Here is a 24,450-nt window from a genome sequence, read left to right as displayed (position 1 = left end):
AACAAAAATGGTTAAGAATCCAATTGTTGGCCGGTGATTATCTGAACAAAGTGAGAAATATTTTCTGTCGACCAGAACGGCCCGAAAGTGATGTAAAGAAAGCCTGGAAAATGTGTATAAAAATGCCCCGTCAGGACATCATCTGACGGGGCTAATGAGGTGGTTATTTTACGCTGACATCGATACCCGGGAAGTACTTATCAGCGAGTTTGGCGATCGTGCCGTCGGCACGTACTTTATCAATCGCGGCATCAAGCTGCTTTTTGGTGGCCTCGTCACCTTTACGCAGCCCAAAGCCGATCCCGCTGCCGAGGATGGTGTCGTCAGACACCGGTTTGCCGATAAAACCAAACCCTTTACCCTGCGGCTTGCTGAGGAAACCTGCCTGCCCGGCCGCGGACATCACCAGCGAGGCGTCGATACGGCCATTCAGCAGATCGCCCCATGCCATATTCTGATCTTTATAAGACACCACGGTGACACCCTGCTTTTCCCAGTGCTCTTTGGCATAGGTTTCCTGGATGGATCCCTGCAGCACGCCGATGGTTTTGCCCTTCAGCCCTTCTGGCGTCGCCTCAACCGCCGTCCCGGCCTTGCCGACGAGCTGTGACGGGATACGGTAAATCGGCTGGGTGAAATCAATGCTCTTGCGGCGCTGTTCGGTGATATTCATCGCCGAGTTGATGGCGTCAAATTTCTTCGCCACCAGCCCCGGGATCAGCGCATCAAAAGAGGTTTCAACCCAGCTGCACTTCAGCGCAGCCGCTTTGCAAATCGCATTCCCCAGCTCAACGTCAAACCCTTCCAGTTCGCCCGCCGCATTGCGGCTCTCAAACGGCGGATATTCCGCTTCCAGACCGTAACGCAGCTCGGTGGCCGCAAAGGAGGAAAACGTACACAGCAATCCCATGCCGACAACTAACGCGCGTAATTTCATCTCATACTCCTCAGAGCCTATCTCAGCGTGGTTTGACCCGACACAGGGCTTGTGCACCTGCCCGTAACGTCGCCTCATCTTTCGCAAAAGAGAGACGAATCAATTTATTATCCGTACCGTCCGCATAAAACGCCGACAGTGGAATGGTTGCAACGCCGTACTCAACGATCAGCCGTTTCACCAGCTCGCTGTCACGCTCGTCGCTGAACCCGCTGTAGTCCGCCAGCATGAAGAACGAACCGGCGCTCGGCAGCAGCGTAAACGGCGAATCGGCCAGCAGGCTGTGCAACAGGTCGCGCTTACGCTGGTAAAACGCCGAAAGCGACAGCCAGGTTTGCGGGTCGAGCATATGTTCAGCAAATGCGTGCTGCATTGGCGTATCGGCAGAAAACATCAAAAATTGATGCACTTTACAAATCTCATCCATCAGCACCGCCGGAGCAACACAGTAACCCACGCGCCACCCGGTGACGTGATAGGTTTTTCCGAAAGATGAGATAATCACGCTGCGCTCCGCCAGTTGCGGATGCGTGGCCATCCCGTGGTGCGGCTCGCCGTCAAACACGACGTGTTCGTACACTTCATCAGACAAAATAATGATGTCGGTATTGCGCGTCAGCGCTGCCAGCTGCTGCAGGTCATTGGCCGAGAAGACCTGCCCGCTCGGGTTATGAGGCGTATTGATGATGATCATCCGCGTGCGCGGGGTAATGGCGGCGCGAACTTCGTCCCAGTTGACGGCAAAATCCGGCACCGTGAGCCTGATAGCGATCGGGGTGGCCCCCTGCAGGCGAACGATCGGCGCATAGCTGTCAAAGGAGGGTTCGAAGTAGATCACCTCATCGCCCGGATGCACCAGCCCGCTTATCGCCGAGTAGAGCCCTTCGCTGGCGCTGGCGGTCACCAGCACCTCGCGGCCCGGGTCATATTGCGTGCCGTAGAGGGCGGCAATTTTATCGGCAATGCGCTCTTTGAGCGCCTGCAGACCGGTCATCGCCGCGTACTGGTTATGCCCTGCCTCCATTGCGCGAGTGACGCCCGCAACAAGCTTCGGGTCGCAGGAGAAATTCGGTGCGCCCTGAGAAAGGTTAATGGCGTTATGCTGCGCTGAGAGCTGGCCGATAACGGTGAAAATGGTGGTTCCCACATCTGGCAGTTTGGAGCGCGTCTGTACCGGCGTTCGTAAAGTCATCCTGTTACCCTTCTCATGGTCTTTGCATAACTATTCAAACAACAAGTTGATTGTCGGGACAATCGAATTGTTGTCATAATAGCCATGAGAAAAATGCATAGCTGAGGTGTTTCCATGTCGCGCCGTTCGCTCCCACTCAATGCCATTGACGCATTTTTAGTCACCGCGCGTCATCTGAATCTTACGCACGCCGCCGCGGAACTTTGCCTGACGCAGGGGGCCGTCAGCCGCAAGATTGCCTCCCTTGAGACGTGGTTTGGTTTTCCGCTGTTTGAACGCCACGCGCGCGGCTTGCGCCTCTCCCCGCAGGGCAGCGCCCTGCTTCCGGAGCTGCAGTCCGCCTTTGAACAGCTGCTGGCCGTGGCGGACCAGGCCCGGAGCCAGCAAACCGTGATCCGGCTCAAAGCCCCGACCTGCGCGATGCGCTGGCTGGTGCCGCGCCTGCTGGAGGTGGAGCGCGAACAGCCGGATCTGCAAATCGCTCTCACCACCACCACCGATCATAACGTCAATTTCAAAACTGAATCCTACGACGCGGCCATCGTGTTCGGCACGCACATGAGCGCAGGCGATCTGCTGTTCGAAGAGGCGCTCACGCCGGTGATAAGCCCGGTGCGCGCGGGTGCAGCATTGGGTGCGTTGACGTTCCTGCACCCGACACGGGATAAGACCGACTGGTCGTTATGGCTCACAAAACAGGAAGGGCCCGGCTTTGTCATGCACAAAAATCAACACTTCGACACCATGGATCTGGCGATTACGGCCGCCATTCAGGGGCTGGGGGTTGCCATTGCTGACGAAACGCTGGTGGCTGAAGATGTCCGCGCCGGAAGGCTGATGCGGCCCTATGAGACAAGCATTAAAACCGGCGCCAGCTACCGGCTGGTGCTGCGCGAAACGCCTGACGCGGAAAATGGTCTGGCGGCGTTTCGCGCGTGTCTGCTTAATCGAGGCTGACGTGGTGCTTCATCACCCGTTTGAAGAGGCTCATGCGGGCGCGCATAAAGCGATTTTCAAGCCTGAAACCTGCATGTTTATTCACACCAATTCGTAACAAAACGTCCCGCCCTTTGCGGCAGGCGGGCCAGTGCGTCGGTCCTGGCAGGATCTCGCGAGGCCCAGCTTCTCGCGCAAAGCTTACCCAGTAGTCAGCCACCTGGGCCGCAAACTGCAAATCTCGTTCATTGACATACTGACGTGAGGGTTCCACCTGGCCGAGAGTGTCGAAGACATAGGGAACCTCGTTGCCGTGCCAGGCACCGTTGACATAGGTGGCATGTTCCGCCTCCGCGACATAGTCAAACCAGTAGCGCCAGCATAATCCCCCCACGCGCTGCTGAGCCTGCATCACCACATACCCCATGGTGGTAAACGCCATGTCGCGGCATACCTGCCTGCCCAGCTCTTCATCGCCTTTCACGCCGGGATAGAGCAACTTAATCAGCCCCAGCCCGAACCGCCGCTCCCGGCGAAGCTTCTGGATTTGCCCCGCGAGATCGATGCCAAACACCGCCATCACGCTGGCCTCGTCACTGTTAGAGCCAATCATCACCGGCACAGGGTGCTGACGGGCTGCGAAAAAGACGTCCAGCATCGCTTCCGGCAGTACGCAATCCCCGACGATGGGCGCCGGCGCGACGTTCAGCGGCGCGGTTAACGGCCAGAACGACTCGGGTGGAATGGCGCGCAGCTCCTCGGCCGTTGCGTTCTTGAGACCAAAATGGGCGGCCAGAGCTTCTCCTTTCTGCAGCGCCTGTTCACGCGGCGTGTCCGGCAAGGTGTAGCCACTTTGCACTATCGCCTTATGGAACAGCCCCTTTGCCAGGGGCGATGCCAGCAGCGACAGCACGCTGCGCGCGCCAGCAGATTCACCAAACAGGGTTACGTTAGCCGGATCGCCGCCAAACGCGGCGATATTGTCCCGTACCCATTCGAGGGCGGCGATCTGATCCAGCAGGGCAAAATTATGCACCACGCGATCTTCTTCCCCTTCCAGGGCCGGATGGGCGAAAAAGCCGAGATGGCCGAGACGGTAATTGAGAGTCACAACCACCACGCCGCGTCCTGCCAGCGCGGTGCCGTTGTACGGTGGCAAGCCACCTGCGCCAATCGTAAACCCGCCGCCGTGCAGCCAGACCATCACCGGGAGCTGCGTTGCGCGGTCAACCGGAGACCAGACGTTAAGATAGAGACAATCTTCAGAAAACTGGCCCGGATCGCCGCCGCCCAGCGTCTGGCAATACTCGCTGCTTTGCCAGCATGAAGGCGAAAAAGCCGTGGCCTCGCGAAGGCCCTCCCAGCGTGCAGGCGGCTGCGGTGAACGCCAGCGCCCGTTGCCTATCGGCGGCGCGGCGTAAGGGATCCCGTACCACGCATGCACGTCATTATCAGTAAAACCAGCCAGTGCGCCGTAGCGCGTTTCAACCACAGGGGCGGAAGGAGTTTGCATAACGACCTTATTTTTTCCAACACACCCCAGCAGAGTAACGATTTCAGAGCAAACCGCAACGCTGTTTGCTGCGCGTTTCAGCCTCCTCATAGAGGGCAAACTCGTCATACACCGGGCAGCCCAGCGCCGCTTCAAACGCATCGCGGCTGGCGTTACCGTGGCTGCGCGCCTGGGTTTCATTCCCTAGATTAGACTGGAAGATCCCGGCAGCGCTGACCGGAAGGAAATCTTCGTAGGTGATCGGCTGAGCGACAACCCATCCGCGCTCTATCAGCGGCTGCGGATCGTCGCCAGGCCGGAACGCATGCCGATGCGCCTCCCCGGCTGGCGTCAGACGATAGCGGAAATAAGCCAGCTCCTGACGGCGCATTAACAGCTCGCTGTCCGGGAAGGCGCTAAAAATCTCCTGCAGATGCAGCTGATGCGTCAGGTTATCTTTGCCGGTACCGGCCTGGGCAAGCAGGCTATCGTACAGTTCACGGCCTTTCGGGGTCAGGGCCACGCCGCGCTGCTCAATCTCACCGAAGCGTGCGGTGTGGGTGCCTTTATGTTCCCCGGCAAACAGCACCGGCTCCTCCAGAGCTTTAAAGCTGGTTTGACGCAATAAGACAGGCACCTCGCGACGAGGCGGCCCTTCAATCAGAATTTTGGGTTCAATGCCGTACTTCGGCATCAGCTCCTGCACCCGGTCAATATCCAGCGTGCGCGGCGTCAGGTGGTTAATGTGACACCCCGGGAAGCAGACCACATCAGCAATCAGCCGGTGCTCGTTATGCAGCGCCAGATAGGTTTCCTGATCGACCGTTGCATGGCGGTGCCAGCGGAAGGTTTCCAGCGCCTCCTGCACAAACTCGTGTGCCTGTGCCTGCGTAAACTGCCCTTCTGATTCGTACAGTTCGAGAAGCGCCAGACAGCGCGGGGTAAAGATGTTCCGGTGAGACAGGATTTCCGCCGCACGCTCGCGCAGCGCGACGTTTTCAATCAGCTCAAGTCGCAGCAGCGAGGTAAAGATACGGAACGGATTACGGCACAGCGCCGCATCATCAATCGGGCGAAACGCTGTGGAGTGAACGGGCACCCCCGCCTGAGAGAGATCGTAATAGCTGACCGGGTACATGCCCATGATGGCAAACATACGGCGCAGGGTAGAAAGTTCTTGCGCCGTGCCGACGCGGATGGCCCCGTGACGCTCCACATTCAGGCGCGCAAGCTCATCGGCGTTTGCCAGTTGTTCATGTAGTAGTGGGTTATTTTCCAGAACCGCCAGGTTTACGTCCGCAACCAGTTCAAGCAAGGTGCCGTACTGCGGAACTTCCTGCTGGTACATCGCCGACATAGCCTGCGAAAAGTGTTCCCGAATGTCATCAGCCGTGATGGTGTTCGCCATGATGTCATGCCTCCAGTGAATATTACCTGGAGTGTAGAGAAACCCGTTCCTTCCGGGGGGAAGAATTTCGGATTTGTGATCTTAAGACGACAGTGGTCAAACCGTGTGCTACTGGCCTCTGAACACGCCTCAACGAAACCGCCCTTTCGCGCCTGACGCTTTTATCCAGGATTTTCCTTATAATTATTTATGGTTTCGCTTACTAGCTATAAAGGAGTACTTTTTGATTTTCTCCTGACTGCAAATTAACCAATTTGCGTGCGCCATTATTTTTATCCTCACCTTTCAAATTTTTAGCTCGAAGTTAGGAATAATCTTAATGGTTGTTTACAAGTCCTTCCTGCCTATCCATATTTCCTGCTCAAGCGAAGCGCAAATTTACAAATATTTAAAAATAACGCAACCGCAAATAGCAAAACGCATTTGACGGATCGCCCACAGCGACTAAAGTTATTACTCGAACGACGAGTGATACGGAATATTTTCGTATCGTACTGACATAACCAATATATGACTATGAGGTTTAATATGGCAGAGCATCGTGGTGGTTCCGGTAATTTCGCTGAAGACCGTGAAAAAGCATCAGAAGCTGGACGTAAAGGTGGCCAGCATAGCGGTGGTAATTTTAAAAACGATCCGCAACGCGCATCTGAAGCGGGTAAGAAAGGGGGACAGAACAGTCACGGCGGAGGCCGTAAATCTGATAACTTCTGATCTTATTTAATACTCTTTTAATAAAACCAGAGAGCATGCTGCGGGCTGAAAAGCTCGCAGTACCCTTTCATTATTTTACCGGAGCGTAATTATTATGAATATGAAAAGTGTTGAGGATGTCTTTATTCATCTTCTATCTGATACCTACAGCGCAGAAAAACAGCTTACCCGAGCGCTGAGTAAGCTCGCCCGTGCCGCGTCCAGTGAGAAACTGAGCGCAGCTTTCACCGCACACCTTGAAGAGACGCAGGGTCAGATTGAGCGTATCGACCAGATCGTCGAACAGGAAGACGGTATCAAGCTCAAGCGTATGAAATGCGTCGCGATGGAAGGCTTAATTGAAGAAGCCAATGAAGTCATCGAAAGTACGGAAAAAAATGAAGTCCGTGATGCCGCATTAATTGCCGCTGCGCAAAAAGTGGAGCATTACGAAATCGCCAGTTACGGTACCCTTGCTACTCTCGCTGAACAACTGGGCTATAAAAAAGCCGTTAAGCTTCTTGCCGAAACGCTGGAAGAAGAAAAAGAGACCGACCTTAAACTCACCGACCTGGCCGTTGGAAATATTAACCAAAAAGCGCAGAAATAACGCGATAACACAGGTTAAATAAAATGAGCATCAGTCCCAGGACAATTAAACGGTGCCATTTAACGGCAGCTATAATATGATTCATTCTCGCTATCCCTTCCGTAATATGGTGGAAGAACAGCGTGCTATGGGTCATTATCATCAGCATTTACGCCAATATTGTTGGCCATTTATCTGGCTACAGTGCCGCGCGTGCCGATCAGGCTGCTGAAAGTGAGACCAAATAAGCGAACCCATTATGAGGATACAATGATGAATCACGTAGAACACTACCACGACTGGCTACGCGATGCCCATGCGATGGAAAAGCAAGCCGAATCTATGCTGGAATCTATGGCCAGCCGTATCGATAATTATCCTGATGTTCGCGCCCGAATTGAGCAACATATTAATGAGACAAAACGGCAAATCACATTGCTGGAAGAAATCCTCGACCGTAATGATATTTCTCGTTCGGTTTTAAAAGACTCAATGAGCAAAATGGCGGCGCTGGGTCAGTCCATTGGCGGCATGTTCCCGTCTGATGAGATCGTGAAAGGCTCGATCAGCGGCTATGTCTTCGAGCAGTTTGAAATCGCCTGTTATACCTCCCTGCTGGCGGCGGCTAAAAAAGCGGGCGATACCGCCTCGATCCCCGCTATTGAGACCATCCTCGCCGAAGAGCGCGAAATGGCCGACTGGCTGATTCGCCATATCCCGCAAACGACGGAACAGTTCCTGCTGCGTTCAGACGCGTCGGGTGTCGAAGCGAAAAAATAACCCGCAGGAGAATGAGCATGTTTCGACACGTTAAACAGTTGCAATACACGGTTCGCGTAGCTGAACCTAACCCGGGCCTGGCCAATCTTTTACTGGAGCAATTTGGCGGGCCGCAGGGCGAACTGGCCGCCGCCTGCCGCTACTTTACACAAGGCCTGAGCGATGACGATCCGGGCCGTAAAGATATGCTGATGGATATCGCCACCGAGGAGTTAAGCCACCTCGAAATCATCGGTACTCTGGTGGGGATGCTGAATAAGGGCGCGAAAGGCGCCCTGGCGGAAGGGGTGGAAAATGAGGCTGAGCTGTACCGGTCGATGACCGAAAACGGTAACGACAGCCACATCACCTCCCTGCTTTACGGCGGCGGCACTCCGCTGACCAACTCCGCAGGCGTCCCCTGGACGGCGGCCTACGTCGACACCATTGGCGAGCCAACGGCGGACCTGCGTTCAAACGTGGCAGCAGAAGCCCGGGCGAAGATTATCTACGAGCGGCTGATCAACGTGACCGACGATCCCGGCGTCAAGGATGCGCTGGCATTTCTGATGACCCGTGAGGCGGCGCATCAGCTCTCCTTTGAGAAGGCGTTGCAGTCCATTCGTAATAATTTCCCACCGGGAAAACTGCCGCCAATCGAGGAATTCACCAACAAGTACTACAATATGTCTGAAGGTGGAGAGGTTCGCGGAAGCTGGAACAGCGATAAGCATTTCGATTACGTTGAGTCCCCCCAGCCTGCGGTTGACGGCGGAGATGGCAGCGCAAGTGTGACGCTCACGACCGAACAGGCAACCCTGGTTAAGGCGATGTCTGCCCGCACGAAGTCCGATCCACACGCCGACCCTTTGACCGGCGCCGAGCTGGGCGCAGGTAAGAAAAAACCGTAATCGGTTTTGCCAGGCAGCCTGAACTGCCTGGCAATTCTCGTGCCCCATCGTTTCAGAGGTACGGACCATGTTCGAACTCGATGCATTTCATCTGGCCAGAATTCAGTTCGCTTTTACCGTCTCGTTCCATATCCTTTTTCCCGCCATCACAATTGGGCTCGCCAGCTATCTGGTGGTGCTGGAAGGGATGTGGTTGCGCACCAGAAACGACGTCTGGCGATCGCTTTATCATTTCTGGCTCAAGATCTTTGCCGTTAACTTCGGTATGGGCGTCGTCTCCGGGCTGGTCATGGCATACCAGTTTGGCACCAACTGGAGCGGATTCTCCCAGTTCGCGGGCAGTATTACCGGCCCACTGCTGACCTACGAGGTATTAACCGCCTTCTTCCTGGAAGCCGGTTTCCTCGGCGTCATGATGTTTGGCTGGAATAAGGTTGGCCCGGGGCTGCATTTCTTCTCGACCTGCATGGTCGCACTCGGCACGCTGATGTCGACTTTCTGGATCCTCGCCTCCAACAGCTGGATGCACACCCCGCAGGGCTTCACCATTCAGAACGGCCAGGTTATTCCGGAAGACTGGCTGGCGATCGTGTTTAACCCCTCCTTCCCGTACCGTCTGATCCATATGGCTATCGCCGCCTTCCTGAGCAGTGCCCTGTTTGTCGGCGCATCGGGCGCGTGGCATCTGCTGCGCGGTAATGATACCCCCGCCATCCGCACCATGTTTTCCATGGCGATGTGGATGGCGCTGCTGGTCGCGCCCATCCAGGCCGTCGTCGGCGACATGCACGGTCTGAACACGCTGGAGCACCAGCCGGCAAAAATCGCGGCCATTGAGGGGCACTGGGAAAACCCACCTGGCGAAGCCACCCCGCTGCTGCTGTTCGGCCTGCCGGATATGGACGAGGAGCGTACCAAATACGGCCTGGAGATCCCTGCCCTCGGCAGCCTGATCCTGACCCACAGCCTGGATAAACAGGTTCCGGCCCTGAAAGATTTCCCGAAAGAGGATCGCCCTAACTCCACCATCGTCTTCTGGTCGTTCCGCATCATGGTCGGGATGGGCCTGTTGATGATTACGCTGGGTCTTATCAGCCTCTGGCTGCGCTATCGACATCGACTGTTCCACTCCCGCCCGTTCCACTGGTTTGCGCTCTGTATGGGGCCTGCCGGTCTGCTGGCGCTGCTCGCCGGCTGGGTAACCACCGAAGTGGGCCGTCAGCCGTGGGTCGTCTACGGCTATCTGCGCACGGTCGATGCGGTATCGCTGCATAGCACCCTGCAGATGAGCATCAGCCTGCTGGCGTTCATCGTCGTCTACTCGTCGGTGTTTGGCGTGGGCTATGTTTATCTCATCCGGCTGATTAAGAAAGGCCCTCAGCCTGTTGCCACGCTGACGTCAAACACGTCGGGCACGCCTGCCCGTCCGCTGTCTGCCGCGGAGTCTGTTCCGGAAGAGGAGAGGATCTGATGGGCGTCGATATCTCAGTGATCTGGTTTGCCATCATCGTGTTCGCCACACTGATGTACATCATCATGGATGGCTTTGATTTGGGGATTGGCCTGCTGTTTAACTTCGTCGGCGACGCCCGAGAGCGTGACGTGATGGTTAACAGCGTAGCGCCCGTCTGGGACGGCAACGAAACCTGGCTGGTTCTCGGCGGCGCGGGCCTCTTCGGCGCGTTTCCGCTGGCCTATGCGGTGATTATTGATGCGCTGACCATTCCCCTCACCGCGATGCTGATCGGCCTTATCTTTCGCGGCGTCGCCTTTGAGTTCCGCTTCAAAGCCACGCCCTCCCACCGCAAATTTTGGGACTACTCTTTTGCCGGCGGCTCCCTGCTCGCCACCTTCAGCCAGGGGGTGGTCGTGGGCGCGGTGATTAACGGCTTCGACGTGGAGGGTCGGCGGTTTGTTGGCTCGGCGCTGGACTGGCTTACACCGTTCAACCTCTTCTGCGGTATCGGGCTGGTTGTCGCCTACACCCTGCTGGGCACCACGTGGCTGATCATGAAAAGCGAAGGCGCCCTGCAGGCCCGCATGCGCGAGTTAACCCGCCACGTGCTGCTGGCGCTGGTGGTGGTTATCGCGGTGGTGAGCATCTGGACGCCACTCGGCTGGCAGTACGTGGCCGAACGCTGGTTTACCCTGCCCAACTTCTTCTGGTTCCTGCCGGTACCGCTGCTGGTGGGGCTCTTCAGCGTGCTGATCTGGCGCCTGACGCGCAACCCGGACAGCCACTCGCGCCCCTTCCTGCTGACGCTGGGGTTGATCTTCCTCGGGTTCAGCGGGCTCGGTATCAGCCTGTGGCCCAATATTATTCCGCCGCGCATCACCCTGTGGGAAGCCGCGGCGCCGCCCGCCAGCCAGCTGTTTATGCTGGTCGGGACGTTGCTCATTATTCCGGTGATTCTGGTGTACACCGCCTGGAGCTATTACGTCTTTCGGGGCAAGGTTTCTGATACAGAAGGTTACCACTGAGGTGCAGGATGGCAGGCTGGCATACACGGGCCATTATTTACCAGATTGATACCGCGCTCTTTTATGATTTAAACGGCGATGGCTGCGGGGACATCGCCGGGATCGCGGCCAAGCTGCGTTATATTCGCCGCATGGGCGCGACGGTTATCTGGATCACCCCGTTTTATCTCACCCCTTTTCTTGATGAGGGTTACGACGTCAGCGACCATCTCCAGGTGGATCCCCGCTTCGGAAAGCTGGCCGACATCATCGCCTTTATCGAGCAGGCCCGGGAGCTGGGCATGCAGGTCATTATTGAGCTGCTGATCCAGCATACCTCGGACGCCCATCCCTGGTTCCAGCAGGCCCGTCGCAACCCGGCGTCACCGTATCGTGATTACTATCTCTGGTCGGATAATGACGACGATGATACGCCCCCGATGTTCCCCGGCGTGGAAAAGAGCATCTGGAGCTGGGATGACGAGGCGGGACAATACTATCGGCACATGTTCTATCGCCACGAGCCGGATCTGAATCTGACCTCTCCCGCGGTACTAAAAGAGATTGAGAACATCATTCTCTTCTGGCTCAAGCTGGGGGTGTCGGGATTCCGCCTGGATGCCGCGTCCCATCTCACCACTCAGGCAGGAAACGGTGATGAGAAAAAGGGGCTCTGGATCCTCGAGCATATGCGCCGTCTGATTGAGCAGCACAATCCGGACGCAATCCTGCTGGGGGAAGTAGATGTCGAGGTGGAAGCCTATCGGGACTATTTTGGCAACAATGACCGGCTGAATCTGGTCCTCAATTTCTGGCTTAACAAGTATTTCTACGTCAGCCTGGCCCGGAAGAGCGCCCGCCCGCTGCGCAACGCGGTGAAGAAAATGATCGTCCCGCCGGATTCATGCTGTTTCGCCAACTGGCTGCGCAATCATGACGAGCTGGATCTGGAAGGCATCTCTCAGAAAGATAAACAGTTTGTTCTCGACACCTTCGCCCCTGACGAAGAGATGAACGTCTACCAGCGCGGGATCCGCCGCCGCCTGGCACCGATGCTCAATGGCGATCAGAAGCGGCTGGCGTTCTGCCACGCGGTGCTCTTTTCCCTGCCGGGCGTCCCGGTGATGCGCTATGGCGATGAAATAGGCATGGGTGACGACCTCGACCTGGAGGAGCGCTACGCTGTCCGCACCCCGATGCAGTGGGCCGGATCGCAGGGGGGCGGTTTTTCCGCGGCGGATCCGCAGCGTTTTATTGCCCCAATCATCGACCACGGTCCGTACCGCTATCAAAAGGTGAACGTCGCCGATTCGCTGCTTCACCGCAATTCGCTGCTGCACCGGATCATTGATATTGCCAATACCCGCTCTGAGTTTCCTGAAATTGCCGTAGCGCCGTTTCGGCTTATCACCCTTGATCATGACGAGGTACTGGGTCTTTATTATGAGACCGACGAGCGCAGCATCCTCACCTTCGTTAACTTTAGCGACCAGCCGGTGCAGTTTACGGCGAAAGGGATCCGCAACGCCACCTGGACCGCCTGCCTCGCGGACAAGCGCTACGATGACGCCCTGATTTGCGGTAAAACCGTTGAGCTCACGCTTGGCGGCTACGGCTATCGCTGGTTCTGGACGCACCGCAGCGCGCTGCGCTGATTACCGCTTCCGGCGGGTGAGCAGACGCGTCACCACAATCCCCGCCACCGCGAGGGCGCCTAACGCCACTTTGCCCGGCATACCGGAGGTCACGGACGACGCGCGGGTTTTCGCCTCGTCAGTAAAACGGCCATGGATTTTGTGGAGATCGTTAACCGGTTGATCGAGATAGTCCTGGCGATCCGGTGCGTTCAGGTTGTCGGTCATCTGCCCTTCCCAGGCTTTTTTTACCATCAGCCGGTCAAGAAAACCGGGAAAGAAAAACTGCCCGACAATCGACTGGATGGTACTGCCGCCTACCCACAGCTCCCGAACCGGTTTTTGTGCGACCCTGAAAATGGCGCTGGCGGCCACTTCTGGCTCAAACACCGGCGGCACCGGGCGCATCGCCCAGGCGAACTTATTGCGCGCCCATTCGAACTGCGGGGTATTGAGCCCCGGCATCTGCACCATCGAAAGCTGTACCCGGCTGTTTTCATGCATCAGCTCGGTACGCACCGCGTCGGTAAAGCCGCGGATCGCCGCTTTGGCCCCGCAGTAAGCTGACTGCAGTGGGATGGATCGGTACGCCAGCGCCGAACCAACCTGGATAATCACGCCCCTGTCACGGGGAACCATCAGCTCAAGGGCGGCGCGCGTGCCGTTGACAAAGCCGAGGTACGTCACTTCCGTCACGCGACGAAACTCATCCGGTGTCAGGGTGCGAAACGGTGCCAGCACCGCGCCCATGGCATTATTCACCCAGACATCAATCGCGCCGAGGCGATACTCAATCTCGTTAGCGGCATCCACCACCGCCTGACTGTCGGCGACGTCCGCCTGAACGGCGTGGGCATTGACGCCAAACCGCCGCAACTCCTCCTGCGTGGAGTGCAGGCTGGCTTCATCGCGGGCGATAAGCCCGACGTTGTAACCTGCCCTGGCAAAGTGCAGCGCCGTGGCTTTTCCCACGCCCGCGGTTCCGCCGGTAATCACGATGACTGCCATATAACCTCCCCTGCGTTCAGCCTTTATTCCCGTCAGATAACAGGCTCACCAGTTCAGCGAGCGAAAATTGCACCGCCTTTTCCACCACGTCCTGACAGTCGCCGGAAAACAGCACGGTGCGGGTGTGCGTCTGGCCACGGATATTCCAGCCGAAACAGACCGTTCCCGCCGCCGTGCCATCGTCGCCTCCTTCAGGGCCTGCGTAGCCGCTGATGGCAATGCTAACATCCGCCTGGGCGATGTCGCGGATACTGGCAGCCATCTCGGTGACCGTCTGTTCACTGACGGCGGTATACCGTTCAAGCGTCTGCGGGCTTACGCCGAGGATCCGCTCTTTTGCGCCATCGCTGAACACCACCAGACCGACATCATAAAAATCGGCGGTGTTCTCTTCTGCGCAAAGCGCCACCGAGAGCTTTCCCCCGGTGCAGGATTCCGCCGTGGTTAAGCGAAGCCCGAGATCGGTCAATTTGCTCGCCACCTTTTTCGTCAGTTCACCCACGGTGTAATGGTTATCGTGCAAAAGATTGCTCATCTTGCCGCCTCTTATTTCTCGAAAGGAATGATTGAAATATGCCCATTGCGTTCAAGTATGGCATATTTAATTTCGGTCATTTCAGTAATGCCATTATTCTGACGCGCTGACACAAGAATATCATCGCAGGAGACATCGACTTTTTTGAGTTTATCCGCTAAGGGAATGCCGTTTTCCACCAGAATCACAGGGGTGCCATCAAGGATATTTTCGACAGGCGAAAAATATTTCTTCATTAACCCGAAAATAATATCCACTACCACCAGGGTAGTAATCGTAATCATCGCACCGGTGACCGAAAAATCCTCGCCAAGAAGCGCCTGTTGCGTGGCTTCACTAATTATCAGAAGCAGAATAAGATCAAAGCTGGTCATCTGCAGCAGCGCGCGTCGCCCGGCGACTTTAAATACCACCACGAGGAACAGATAAATCGCCAGCGCACGAAAGACCATATCCATATCAGCCTCCTACGGGTAAATAAATTGCCAGATGTTAATCTCCGGCCCGTTGTTTACGCGGATGACCGAGTTCCATTTGCCGGCCCGGGACGGTGTGGTGAAGAGTAATACTGAAAAGGTGTCTGTCTTTTTCAGGTTGTGATAAACAAAATAGAGGCTGTTGCCGTGGCTGAACATGCTGTCCGGCTGAGGCCAGACGCTACCAGGCTCATACGCATCGCTGCTCTCGCTGGTGATGCTGAGGGTATAGGTCCCCTCTGTTTTCACCGGAAACGCGAGCTGCATCCGTGTCTCCGTCTCCCGTCGGCCAAAGCGCTCATAATTGATGGTCAGGGATTTATCGGCATTCGCCTTAGCCGTATCGCTGACCACTCCGCTTGAAAACAGACCGGCAATGGCAGCGACGATAATACCTAAAAGAACAATAAACCCTACCTGACGAAACGCGTATTCAAACGTCAGCAAGCGATAACTTTCATCTATCCCGGGTAACTTTTCATTTTCACGCTTCATGGCCATCGTCACCGTTTCGCTTATTATCCGATAATTTTGATTTCTAACGCGAATGTTTTTAGGACTTATCACATTTGCCACCTAAAGGAATAGCAACAATACTTAATAAGTCAAGACACCTAAAATGAAGGATATCCGATGAAATTATCGCTTATTTCCGCTTTTTTGATATTTCTGGTTCCGGCCGCATGGGCAGATAATAACGGCGGGTTACAAAAAGGTGAAGCGCCACCGCCGCCGCACGCACTTGATAGCGGATATCGCGGAACCGATGATGCGCGAATTATGACCATCGATCAGGCAAAACAGCTCCACGATGGTGCAACTATTTCCTTGCGCGGTAATCTTATTGATGGTAGCGGCGATAAGTTTGTATTTCAGGATAAAACCGGAAAAATCGACGTTATTATTCCCCAGGCAGTCTTCGACGGCAGAACGGTAAAACCCGATCAGATGATCAGTATCAACGGTTCGCTTGATAAAAAATCATCCCCTGCCGTCGTCCGTGTTGATCGTTTGCAGAAATAATTCAGCGAAGCGTTAACGCTGCAACTATCCATCAAATCTCACCCCTTGGCTTAAGGAGTCAGCTATGAGTGATACACAACGTACGAACGCTTACCCGCAACCCCCGTTCCCGGAACAGCCTCAAACGCCGCCGGGACTGGCATCTGAAATGCAACCTGTACCCGACCACGGGGAGAAAAGCTACAAAGGGCATGGTCGCCTTGCCGGTAAAAAAGCGCTGATAACCGGTGGGGATTCCGGTATCGGTCGCGCAGTGGCGATTGCCTATGCCCGTGAAGGCGCTGACGTGGCCATCAACTACCTGCCTGAAGAAGAAAAAGATGCCGCTGAGGTCATCGACCTGATTAAAGCGGAGGGCCGCACCGCCGTGGCGCTGCCGGGCGACGTGCGGGATGAAACCTTCTGCCAGAACCTGGTTGAGGAAGCCGTTGCGAAACTGGGCGGGCTGGACATTCTGGTGAATAACGCGGGTCGTCAGCAGTTCCGGGAATCCCTTGAGGAGTTGACTACCGAAGACTTTGACGCGACGTTCAAAACCAACGTTTACGCGCCTTTCTGGATCACTAAGGCGGCGCTGCGCCATCTGAAAGCGTCGTCCGTCATCATTAATACCTCCTCCGTGCAGGCGGTGAAGCCCAGCCCCGTGCTGCTGGATTATGCCCAGACCAAAGCCTGTCTGGCGGTATTTACCAAATCCTTAGCCAAACAGCTCGGCCCGAAAGGCATTCGCGTCAACGCGGTCGCCCCCGGCCCTTACTGGACGGTACTGCAATCCAGCGGCGGCCAGCCGATGGAAAAAGTGAAGGAGTTCGGGGGAGATACGCCGCTGGGGCGTCCGGGTCAGCCCGTCGAGATTGCCCCGCTGTACGTCACGCTGGCCTCGGACGAGTGTTCATTTACTTCCGGTCAGGTATGGTGTTCTGACGGCGGTGATGGCGTGATCTAAACTGTTTCCCTTTCCCACCCTGCAATGAGCAATAAATGAACAAGGACGTTCGCTCATAGGCTCCTGCCGAAAAACATGTTGTAACTCAAACAGATCAAATGTTAAAAATATTTTGCTATCAAGTTATCAAAATTAAACAACTTAACTTGTCACCCGCATCGCTCTGTTTTTAACATCGCCTATGGAAAAAAATGGTCTGTTCAGTCAGCGCATACGCTTGCGCCATTTGCATACATTTGTGGCCGTCGCTCAACAGGGAACACTGGGGCGTGCGGCTGAAACCCTTAACCTGAGCCAGCCCGCGCTCTCCAAAACCCTTAATGAACTGGAACAGCTTACCGGTGCCCGTCTTTTTGACCGCGGTCGGTTGGGGGCACAGCTTACTCTCGTGGGCGAACAGTTCCTGACGCACGCGGTGAAAGTCCTGGATGCGCTCAATACCGCAGGCCAGTCCCTGCACCGAAAAGAAGAGCAAACCCACGAGGTCGTGCGCGTGGGTGCCCTGCCCACCGCCGCGCTGGGCATTCTCCCTCCGGTTATTGGCCAGTTCCACAAGCAACAGCGGCATACCACGCTTCAGGTTGCCACCATGAATAACACCATGTTGCTCGCCGGGCTGAAATCGGGCGAACTGGATCTCGGCATCGGTCGGATGTCCGACCCCGAACTGATGGTCGGTCTTAACTACGAATTGTTATTCCTGGAATCGCTGAAGCTGGTGGTACGTCCCGATCACCCTCTGCTGCAGGACACCGTCACCTTAAGCCGCGTCATGGAGTGGCCAGTAGTGGTTTGCCCGAAAGGGACCGTCCCGCGCCAGGCCGCCGAAACCTTGCTGCAGATGCAGGGGTGTACGCTCCCTTCAGGGTGTATCGAAACGCTCTCGGCTTCGCTGTCGCGCCAGCTCACGCTGGACTATGACTACGTCTGGTTCGTCCCCTCCGGGGCGGTGAAAGATGATTTGCGCCAGGGAACGTTGACCGCCCTGCCGATAACCTCTCCCGGCGCCGGTGAACCTATCGGCATTTTAACCCGGGTGGACACCCCGCTTTCCACCGGCGCGCAGACGCTGCTGAGCGCTATTCGTAAATCGATGCCGGTTTAATACCCCTCACCTTAACCCTCTCCCCTGAAGGGGCGAGGGAACAGACCTGTGCGTTAATCAAATAATGCGAAATCATTCATTAACAATTGCGTAAAACAATTTAACAGTTTTATCATAGCTGTGAATTCACCAAATGGTTCACAAACGGTTTGATAAAAACGAATTCACCTGTACTAATCATCAATCCCACCGTATTTATTACCCAACTGGTACACACCCGACACGGCGGCGGGATCTAAAGGAGAGAGAAATGGCATTTGGCAGCGCGCCACGTGGAATACCGCGTATTCTGCAGTGGCTTCTTGCCGGACTGATGATGCTCATCGGTCTGGCCGTCGGCGGTCTGGGCTTTAAGCTCGCCACCGTGGGCGGAAGTGGTTACTTCCTGATGATGGGTGTGGCGATGGTGATTGCCGCAGTCCTGATTTTCCTTAACCGCAGCAGTGGGATCGTGCTTTACGCCATCGCGTTTATCACCTCGCTGTTCTGGGCGGTAAGCGATGCAGGCTGGGATTTCTGGCCGCTTTTCTCCCGCCTGTTTACCTTTGCGGTGCTGGCGTTCCTCTGCGCCGTCGTCTGGCCTTTCCTGCGTACAGCCAACCACCGCACGGCGAATAAAGCGCCTGCGTTTGGCGTTGCGGCACTGCTCGCGGTGGCTATGCTGGTCAGCCTGGGCTGGATGTTTAAGCCACAGACCCTCGTGGCGGCTAACGAGCCCGTGCCGGTAAAACCCGTCGCACCCGGCGAACAGCAAAAGAACTGGGAACACTGGGGCAACACCACCCACGGCGACCGCTTCGCCGCGCTGGACCAGATTAACAAGCAAAACGTCAACGACCTGAAGGTCGCCTGGGTTGCGCACACCGGCGATATTCCGCAAAGCAACGGCTCCGGCGCGGAAGATCAGAACACGCCATTGCAGGTTGGCGACACGCTCTATGTCTGTACCCCGTACAGTAAAGTGCTGGCCCTGGACGTGGACTCCGGTAAAGAAAAATGGCGCTACGATCCCAAAGCCACGGCGCCTAACTGGCAGCGCTGCCGCGGTCTGGGCTATTTTGAAGATCGTTCAAACGTGACAACGTCACAGACAGAGATACAGCCTGCGGCCTGCCCTCGCCGCCTGTTCCTGCCGACCACCGATGCCCGCCTGATTGCCATCAATGCGGAAACCGGCAAGGTCTGTGAAGACTTTGGCGACCATGGCACCGTTGACCTGAGCGTCGGCATGGGCGAGATCAAGCCGGGCTATTATCAGCAGACCTCCACGCCGCTGGTTGCCGGGAATGTCGTCGTGGTCGGCGGTCGCGTCGCGGATAACTACTCCACCGGCGAACCGCCGGGCGTGGTGCGCGCGTATGACGTTCACACCGGTAAACTGGCCTGGGCGTGGGATCCGGGTAATCCGAACCTGACCGGCCTGCCGCCGGAAGGCCAGACCTACACCCGCGGTACGCCGAACGTCTGGTCTGCGATGTCCTACGACGCCAAACTGAACCTAATCTACCTGCCTACCGGCAACGCCACGCCAGACTTCTGGGCAGGTGAACGCACCGCGCTGGACGACAAGTACAGCTCGTCTATCGTCGCCGTCGACGCGGCCACCGGTCAGGTCCGCTGGCATTTCCAGACCACTCACCACGACCTGTGGGACTTTGACCTGCCTTCCCAGCCACTGCTGTACGATCTGCCGGACAGTAAAGGCGGCACCACGCCGGTGCTGGTGCAGACCAGCAAGCAGGGCATGATTTTCATGCTCAACCGTGAAACCGGTAAACCAGTGGCGAAGGTGGAGGAACGTCCTGTTCCGGCGGGCAACGTTGAAGGTGAACGCTACTCTCCGACCCAGCCGTACTCCGTTGGTATGCCAATGATAGGCAACCAGACGCTCACCGAGTCTGATATGTGGGGGGCGACGCCTGTTGACCTGCTGCTGTGCCGCATTCAGTTTAAGGAGATGCGTCATCAGGGTGTCTTCACCCCGCCTGGCCTCGACCGTTCCCTGCAGTTCCCCGGCTCTCTCGGCGGGATGAACTGGGGCAGCGTCTCCATTGACCCGAACAACAGCCTGATGTTCGTCAACGACATGCGCCTGGGTCTGGCAAACTACATGGTGCCGCGCGCTAACGTGGCGAAAAACGCCAGCGGCATTGAGATGGGGATTGTCCCGATGGAGGGCACACCGTTCGGTGCGATGCGCGAGCGCTTCCTGTCACCGCTGGGCATTCCGTGTCAAAAACCGCCGTTTGGCACCATGTCGGCGGTTGACCTGAAATCCGGCAAGCTGGTGTGGCAGGTTCCTGTCGGCACGGTGGAAGATACCGGCCCGCTCGGCATTCGCATGCACATGCCCATCCCGATCGGGATGCCGACGCTGGGTGCGTCGCTGTCAACGCAGTCCGGCCTGCTGTTCTTTGCCGGTACGCAAGATTTCTACCTGCGCGCGTTTGATACCGCCACCGGGAAAGAGATCTGGAAAGACCGCCTGCCGGTCGGCAGCCAGTCCGGCCCGATGACCTACGTGTCGCCAAAAACCGGTAAACAGTACATCATCATTAACGCCGGCGGTGCTCGCCAGTCGCCGGATCGCGGTGATTACGTTATCGCGTATGCGTTACCCGATAAGCAGTAACAGATAAGAAAAGGGACCGAAAGGTCCCTTTTTTGTAGGCCATACGTAGGTCGGGTAAGTGAAGCGCCACGCGACACTGCTGGCGACTCAGAACGTCTCCCAGTTATCTCCGGAAACCGCTGCTGCGGGGCGTAACGGCGCGCTCTTCGCCACCGGCGCAGGCGTTGCCGCACGGCCCGGCTTTGTGCCGCTCAGACGAAACGCGCCGACCGCCTCGGTCAGACGTGCGCCCTGTTCTTCCAGAGACGCCGCCGCGGCAGAGGCTTCTTCCACCAGCGAGGCGTTCTGCTGGGTCACTTTATCCATCTCAGAAATCGCCTGACTGACCTGCACGATACCGCGGCTCTGCTCATCGGACGCGGCGGCGATCTCCAGCATGATGTCGGTAACGCGTTTCACCGCTTCGACAATTTCATTCATGGTATTACCGGCGGCAACCACTTCACCGGAGCCCTGGTCAATCAGCGAAACCGATTCGTTGATCAGGCTTTCGATCTCTTTTGCGGCATTCGCACTGCGGCTTGCAAGCGTTCGGACTTCGCTTGCCACCACGGCAAAACCGCGTCCCTGCTCGCCCGCACGCGCGGCTTCTACCGCCGCGTTCAGCGCCAGGATATTGGTCTGGAACGCAATACTGTTAATGACCGCGGTAATCTCAGAGATCTTCTTCGAACTGCTGGAGATATTGCCCATGGTTTTGACCACCCCGGAGACCATCTGACCGCCGCGGCTGGCTTTCCCGGAGGCATCTTCCGCCAGCTTGCTGGCATGGTGGGCGTTATCGGCGTTCTGTTTCACCGTCGCGGTCAGCTGTTCCATGCTGGCGGCGGTCTGCTCAATGGCCGCCGCCTGCTGCTCGGTACGGGAAGAGAGATCGGTATTACCAGCTGAAATCTCGCTGGTGCCGCGGTAGATCTCTTCCGCCCCCTGACGGACGGTGCCGACGGTGTTTTCAAGGGAGTGCTGCATGGTTTGCAGATCGCGCGTCAGGCGGCCAATTTCGCTGCGTCCGGCCACGTCATCCGGCATCGTAAGGTCGCCTTTGGCGATATTTTCGATGCGTTTTGCGGCACGCTGCAGCGGGTTGATCACCGTGCGGCGCAGCACAACAAAGGTCATCGCCGTCAGCACCAGCGCCAGCGCAAACGCGCCGACCATAAACATCAGCCCCAGCTGCGTGCGGCTGTGCGCCTGTGCCGTAAGCGCATTGGCGCGATCGGTACGGATCTTAATCGCCTTCAGCAACACGGCGTTGTAGGCGTCATCCAGCGGACGCGCCGTTTCGTTTTCGTGGTTGATGATAGCCTCGAACATACCGTTTTTGGCAAATTTGACCATCGGCTGCAGGCCCGCGATATAGGCGTCGTAGCGCGCTTTCAGGTCAGCATCCAGCGCTTCGTCGGCAGAGGTACGCACGGAACGGTTCATGTAGGCGGTAAAGCTATCCTGGGACTGCTTAATCCGCGTTTCCGCCTCACGGATGTTCTGCTTCATGGCATCCATCTCTGCGATACGGCTGGCCGCACCGGCGTGGATCATGTTGATGCGTGCGGTTCGCAGATGGTTTGAGCTGTTCGACAGCCCCATACGCACCTGAATTTCGGATGTAACATCCTGCTGATCGTTATCGGCCTGTAACAGGAAATACCCTGCCAGACCCGAGCTCAAGGCAAAAAGCAGAATAATGCCACCGAGAATGGAGGAAAACAGCGGAACCAGCCTGATGTGATGCAAGAAGCTCAGCTTGCGCTGCGCTGGCATCGAAGTAGTGTTGTCCATGACCGTCGACTCTCTTGTAGGTAAGATGCGTAAAAACACGCCTGTCAGATAGTCATCGGCACGGCAGAGATTTAGATTACGGCTAAAAACGCCGCACTGGTCACACTTTAGAGAAGAATATTAAAGCAATGCCAGCGGCGAAAAACCGCTGGCAGAAGAGTTACTTGTCGCCGAAATGAATCACGGTACGGATGGATTTTCCTTCGTGCATCAGATCGAACGCTTCGTTGATCTGCTCCAGCGGTAAACGGTGGGTAATGAACGGGTCGAGCTGGATCTTGCCGACCATGGCGTCTTCAACCATCCCCGGAAGCTGGGTACGGCCCTTCACGCCGCCAAACGCGGAACCGCGCCACACGCGCCCGGTGACCAGCTGGAAGGGACGGGTTTTGATCTCCTGGCCTGCACCGGCCACGCCAATGATGATGCTCTCACCCCAGCCTTTGTGGCAGCACTCGAGCGCGGAGCGCATGACGTTAACGTTGCCAATACATTCGAAGCTGAAGTCAACGCCGCCGTCGGTCATCTCGACGATGACGTCCTGAATCGGCTTGTCGTGATCTTTCGGGTTCACAAAATCAGTCGCACCCATTTCACCCGCCAGTTTGAATTTCTCCGGATTGGTGTCAACCGCGATGATGCGACCGGCTTTCGCCTGAACCGCGCCCTGAATCACCGCCAGACCGATGCCACCGAGCCCGAACACCGCCACGGTGTCGCCCTCTTTCACTTTTGCCGTGTTATGCACCGCGCCAATGCCGGTGGTGACACCGCAGCCCAGCAGGCAAACTTTATCCAGCGGCGCCTGCGGATTCACCTTCGCCAGCGAGATCTCCGCGCAAACGGTATATTCGCTGAAGGTGCTGGTGCCCATGTAGTGATAGACAGGTTCGCCGTTGTACGAGAAACGGGTGGTGCCGTCCGGCATCAGCCCTTTCCCCTGGGTGGCGCGAACTGCCTGGCAGAGGTTGGTTTTGCCGGATTTACAGAACTTACACTCGCCGCATTCCGCCGTATACAGCGGGATAACGTGGTCGCCTGGTTTCAGGCTGGTCACGCCCTCGCCCACTTCCACCACAATCCCGCCCCCTTCATGGCCGAGCACCGCCGGGAAGACGCCTTCCGGATCGTCACCGGACAGCGTAAACGCATCAGTGTGGCATACGCCGGTATGGGTGATTTTGATCAGCACTTCGCCTTTTTTGGGCGGCGCGACGTCGATTTCAACGATTTTGAGCGGCTGGCCGGGTCCAAATGCAACTGCAGCGCGAGATTTCATATTGTCTTCCCTTATTGTGAGGTGTGTGGGTTTATTTTAGATAAGCGCGCAGCAAATGGCCGACTTCCGCCATGCGTACGGCTCGCTGATCCGGCGTGGTTTCCCCCGTCACCAGCTCATCTTTGAGGTGAATTTCGACCATTTCGCCCATCAGGCCATTGGCAGCCCCGCGCACGGCGGCAATTTGCTGCAGAATGGCCAGACAGGGGTCGCCCGACTCCAGCGCGCGTTCAAGGGCCTCAACCTGGCCCCGAATGCGACGGACGCGGGTAAGAATACGTTTTTTATCTTCGGGTGAATGCGGCATACGCCCTCCTGATACTATAGGGGGGTATGGTATTTTAGTTATCTGATGATGTAAACCTGTCTTTATGGGTGGCAATAACAACAGCACATCGTCGGCAACTCATCAGTCGCACAGATAAATCAAACAAAGGCATAACAAATTGTAATATATGATCTTTTAATAACATTAATTGCCTAAGCGAATTGATACTCTCGTTGTTTACTGACGTTTTCATACTTCAGACAAAGAGATATGTGGAGTGGCCCGGGATATCGCTCCGCACGCCCTCCTTACAAAATTTACAGGAAAAGCTGATGCGTAACGTTCTCTTGATGTGCCTGTTTCTTACGGGATGTTCAACACAAATGGA

At 56.4% G+C, this 24,450-nt stretch carries 24 protein-coding genes and 1 pseudogene; 14 read left to right on the top strand and 11 right to left on the bottom strand.

The window, feature by feature from the left end; all coding sequences use genetic code 11:
• Positions 1-163 precede the first annotated feature (163 nt).
• Both C5687_RS09385 and C5687_RS09380 read right to left on the bottom strand, forming a co-directional pair.
• Entirely contained in the window at positions 164-937 is a 774-nt protein-coding gene (locus tag C5687_RS09385) for a transporter substrate-binding domain-containing protein (protein WP_025756391.1), read from the bottom strand.
• A 22-nt stretch (positions 938-959) separates the two neighbouring features.
• Positions 960-2,129, bottom strand: coding sequence for a pyridoxal phosphate-dependent aminotransferase (locus C5687_RS09380; RefSeq protein WP_059386573.1), 1,170 nt, complete (start codon positions 2,127-2,129; stop codon positions 960-962).
• A 114-nt stretch (positions 2,130-2,243) separates the two neighbouring features.
• Here C5687_RS09380 and C5687_RS09375 point away from each other — a divergent pair, with 114 nt between their 5' ends.
• Positions 2,244-3,086: a LysR family transcriptional regulator gene (locus C5687_RS09375; RefSeq protein WP_059386574.1), complete on the top strand. Its 843-nt coding sequence runs from the start codon at positions 2,244-2,246 to the stop codon at positions 3,084-3,086.
• On the opposite strand, the gene C5687_RS09370 is transcribed toward C5687_RS09375, so the two are convergent.
• Entirely contained in the window at positions 3,073-4,578 is a 1,506-nt protein-coding gene (locus C5687_RS09370; protein WP_104556797.1) for a carboxylesterase/lipase family protein, read from the bottom strand. The genes C5687_RS09375 and C5687_RS09370 overlap by 14 nt on opposite strands.
• A gap of 43 nt (positions 4,579-4,621) precedes the next feature.
• Positions 4,622-5,965: a 2-oxoadipate dioxygenase/decarboxylase HglS gene (gene hglS, locus C5687_RS09365; protein WP_104556796.1), complete on the bottom strand. Its 1,344-nt coding sequence runs from the start codon at positions 5,963-5,965 to the stop codon at positions 4,622-4,624.
• Between the two features lie 528 nt (positions 5,966-6,493).
• On the opposite strand from hglS, the gene C5687_RS09360 reads away from it, so the two are divergent.
• From C5687_RS09360 to C5687_RS09325, 8 genes are all read left to right on the top strand, one after another.
• Positions 6,494-6,679 (top strand): con-10 family general stress protein, encoded by a 186-nt coding sequence (locus C5687_RS09360; RefSeq protein ID WP_104556795.1) that lies wholly within the window; start codon positions 6,494-6,496, stop codon positions 6,677-6,679.
• A 94-nt stretch (positions 6,680-6,773) separates the two neighbouring features.
• On the top strand, positions 6,774-7,268 hold the full coding sequence (locus tag C5687_RS09355; protein WP_008502272.1) for a YciE/YciF ferroxidase family protein: 495 nt from the start codon (positions 6,774-6,776) through the stop codon (positions 7,266-7,268).
• Between the two features lie 83 nt (positions 7,269-7,351).
• Positions 7,352-7,495, top strand: coding sequence for a hypothetical protein (locus C5687_RS09350; protein WP_370552478.1), 144 nt, complete (start codon positions 7,352-7,354; stop codon positions 7,493-7,495).
• 25 nt (positions 7,496-7,520) lie between these two features.
• Complete coding sequence (locus C5687_RS09345; protein ID WP_014883791.1) at positions 7,521-8,027, top strand: ferritin-like domain-containing protein; 507 nt, start codon at positions 7,521-7,523, stop codon at positions 8,025-8,027.
• A gap of 17 nt (positions 8,028-8,044) precedes the next feature.
• Complete coding sequence (locus tag C5687_RS09340; protein ID WP_059310143.1) at positions 8,045-8,917, top strand: manganese catalase family protein; 873 nt, start codon at positions 8,045-8,047, stop codon at positions 8,915-8,917.
• Between the two features lie 67 nt (positions 8,918-8,984).
• A complete protein-coding gene (locus C5687_RS09335; protein ID WP_059386578.1) occupies positions 8,985-10,388 on the top strand; it encodes a cytochrome ubiquinol oxidase subunit I in 1,404 nt (467 codons plus the stop codon).
• A complete protein-coding gene (gene cydB / locus C5687_RS09330; protein WP_047958550.1) occupies positions 10,388-11,398 on the top strand; it encodes a cytochrome d ubiquinol oxidase subunit II in 1,011 nt (336 codons plus the stop codon). The genes C5687_RS09335 and cydB overlap by 1 nt, the downstream gene beginning before the upstream one ends.
• 8 nt (positions 11,399-11,406) lie before the next feature.
• A complete protein-coding gene (locus tag C5687_RS09325; protein WP_104556794.1) occupies positions 11,407-13,032 on the top strand; it encodes an alpha-amylase family protein in 1,626 nt (541 codons plus the stop codon).
• On the opposite strand, the gene C5687_RS09320 is transcribed toward C5687_RS09325, so the two are convergent.
• Genes C5687_RS09320 through C5687_RS09305 form a run of 4 tightly spaced genes read right to left on the bottom strand, consistent with a single transcriptional unit; the run spans position 13,033 to position 15,525 of the window.
• Complete coding sequence (locus C5687_RS09320) at positions 13,033-14,019, bottom strand: SDR family oxidoreductase (RefSeq protein ID WP_047958548.1); 987 nt, start codon at positions 14,017-14,019, stop codon at positions 13,033-13,035.
• A gap of 16 nt (positions 14,020-14,035) precedes the next feature.
• On the bottom strand, positions 14,036-14,554 hold the full coding sequence (locus tag C5687_RS09315; RefSeq protein ID WP_059386581.1) for a 2-oxo-tetronate isomerase: 519 nt from the start codon (positions 14,552-14,554) through the stop codon (positions 14,036-14,038).
• An 11-nt stretch (positions 14,555-14,565) separates the two neighbouring features.
• Positions 14,566-15,012 carry a DUF421 domain-containing protein gene (locus C5687_RS09310; protein ID WP_104556793.1) on the bottom strand — a complete coding sequence of 149 codons (447 nt, stop codon included), beginning with the start codon at positions 15,010-15,012 and terminating at the stop codon, positions 14,566-14,568.
• Between the two features lie 9 nt (positions 15,013-15,021).
• The gene (locus C5687_RS09305; RefSeq protein ID WP_059386598.1) at positions 15,022-15,525 is read right to left on the bottom strand and encodes a hypothetical protein; all 504 of its coding nucleotides are present in this window, start codon (positions 15,523-15,525) and stop codon (positions 15,022-15,024) included.
• Positions 15,526-15,663: 138 nt separating this feature from the next.
• On the opposite strand from C5687_RS09305, the gene C5687_RS09300 reads away from it, so the two are divergent.
• From C5687_RS09300 to C5687_RS09285, 4 genes are all read left to right on the top strand, one after another.
• Positions 15,664-16,053, top strand: coding sequence for a YdeI family stress tolerance OB fold protein (locus C5687_RS09300; RefSeq protein WP_008502282.1), 390 nt, complete (start codon positions 15,664-15,666; stop codon positions 16,051-16,053).
• A 64-nt stretch (positions 16,054-16,117) separates the two neighbouring features.
• Positions 16,118-16,999, top strand: coding sequence for an SDR family oxidoreductase (locus tag C5687_RS09295; protein WP_045284350.1), 882 nt, complete (start codon positions 16,118-16,120; stop codon positions 16,997-16,999).
• Between the two features lie 181 nt (positions 17,000-17,180).
• On the top strand, positions 17,181-18,104 hold the full coding sequence (locus tag C5687_RS09290; protein ID WP_025756376.1) for a LysR substrate-binding domain-containing protein: 924 nt from the start codon (positions 17,181-17,183) through the stop codon (positions 18,102-18,104).
• Between the two features lie 250 nt (positions 18,105-18,354).
• A complete protein-coding gene (locus tag C5687_RS09285) occupies positions 18,355-20,736 on the top strand; it encodes a glucose/quinate/shikimate family membrane-bound PQQ-dependent dehydrogenase (protein ID WP_104556792.1) in 2,382 nt (793 codons plus the stop codon).
• Positions 20,737-20,823: 87 nt separating this feature from the next.
• On the opposite strand, the gene C5687_RS09280 is transcribed toward C5687_RS09285, so the two are convergent.
• The 3 genes from C5687_RS09280 to C5687_RS09270 all read right to left on the bottom strand — a co-directional run bounded on the left by C5687_RS09280 (position 20,824) and on the right by C5687_RS09270 (position 24,101).
• Entirely contained in the window at positions 20,824-22,515 is a 1,692-nt protein-coding gene (locus tag C5687_RS09280; protein WP_047958544.1) for a methyl-accepting chemotaxis protein, read from the bottom strand.
• Positions 22,516-22,675: 160 nt separating this feature from the next.
• Positions 22,676-23,794 (bottom strand): S-(hydroxymethyl)glutathione dehydrogenase/class III alcohol dehydrogenase, encoded by a 1,119-nt coding sequence (locus tag C5687_RS09275; protein ID WP_025759945.1) that lies wholly within the window; start codon positions 23,792-23,794, stop codon positions 22,676-22,678.
• A 31-nt stretch (positions 23,795-23,825) separates the two neighbouring features.
• Positions 23,826-24,101: a metal/formaldehyde-sensitive transcriptional repressor gene (locus tag C5687_RS09270; RefSeq protein WP_025759946.1), complete on the bottom strand. Its 276-nt coding sequence runs from the start codon at positions 24,099-24,101 to the stop codon at positions 23,826-23,828.
• 207 nt (positions 24,102-24,308) lie between these two features.
• On the opposite strand from C5687_RS09270, the pseudogene C5687_RS25265 reads away from it, so the two are divergent.
• Positions 24,309-24,395: pseudogene (locus tag C5687_RS25265) on the top strand (hypothetical protein); the annotation flags it as partial.
• Positions 24,396-24,450 lie beyond the last annotated feature (55 nt).

It is taken from the genome of Enterobacter sichuanensis (assembly GCF_002939185.1).
Lineage (GTDB): Bacteria > Pseudomonadota > Gammaproteobacteria > Enterobacterales > Enterobacteriaceae > Enterobacter > Enterobacter sichuanensis.
Note: the sequence above shows the minus strand (reverse complement) of the source record. Positions and strands in the feature narration are given on the sequence as shown.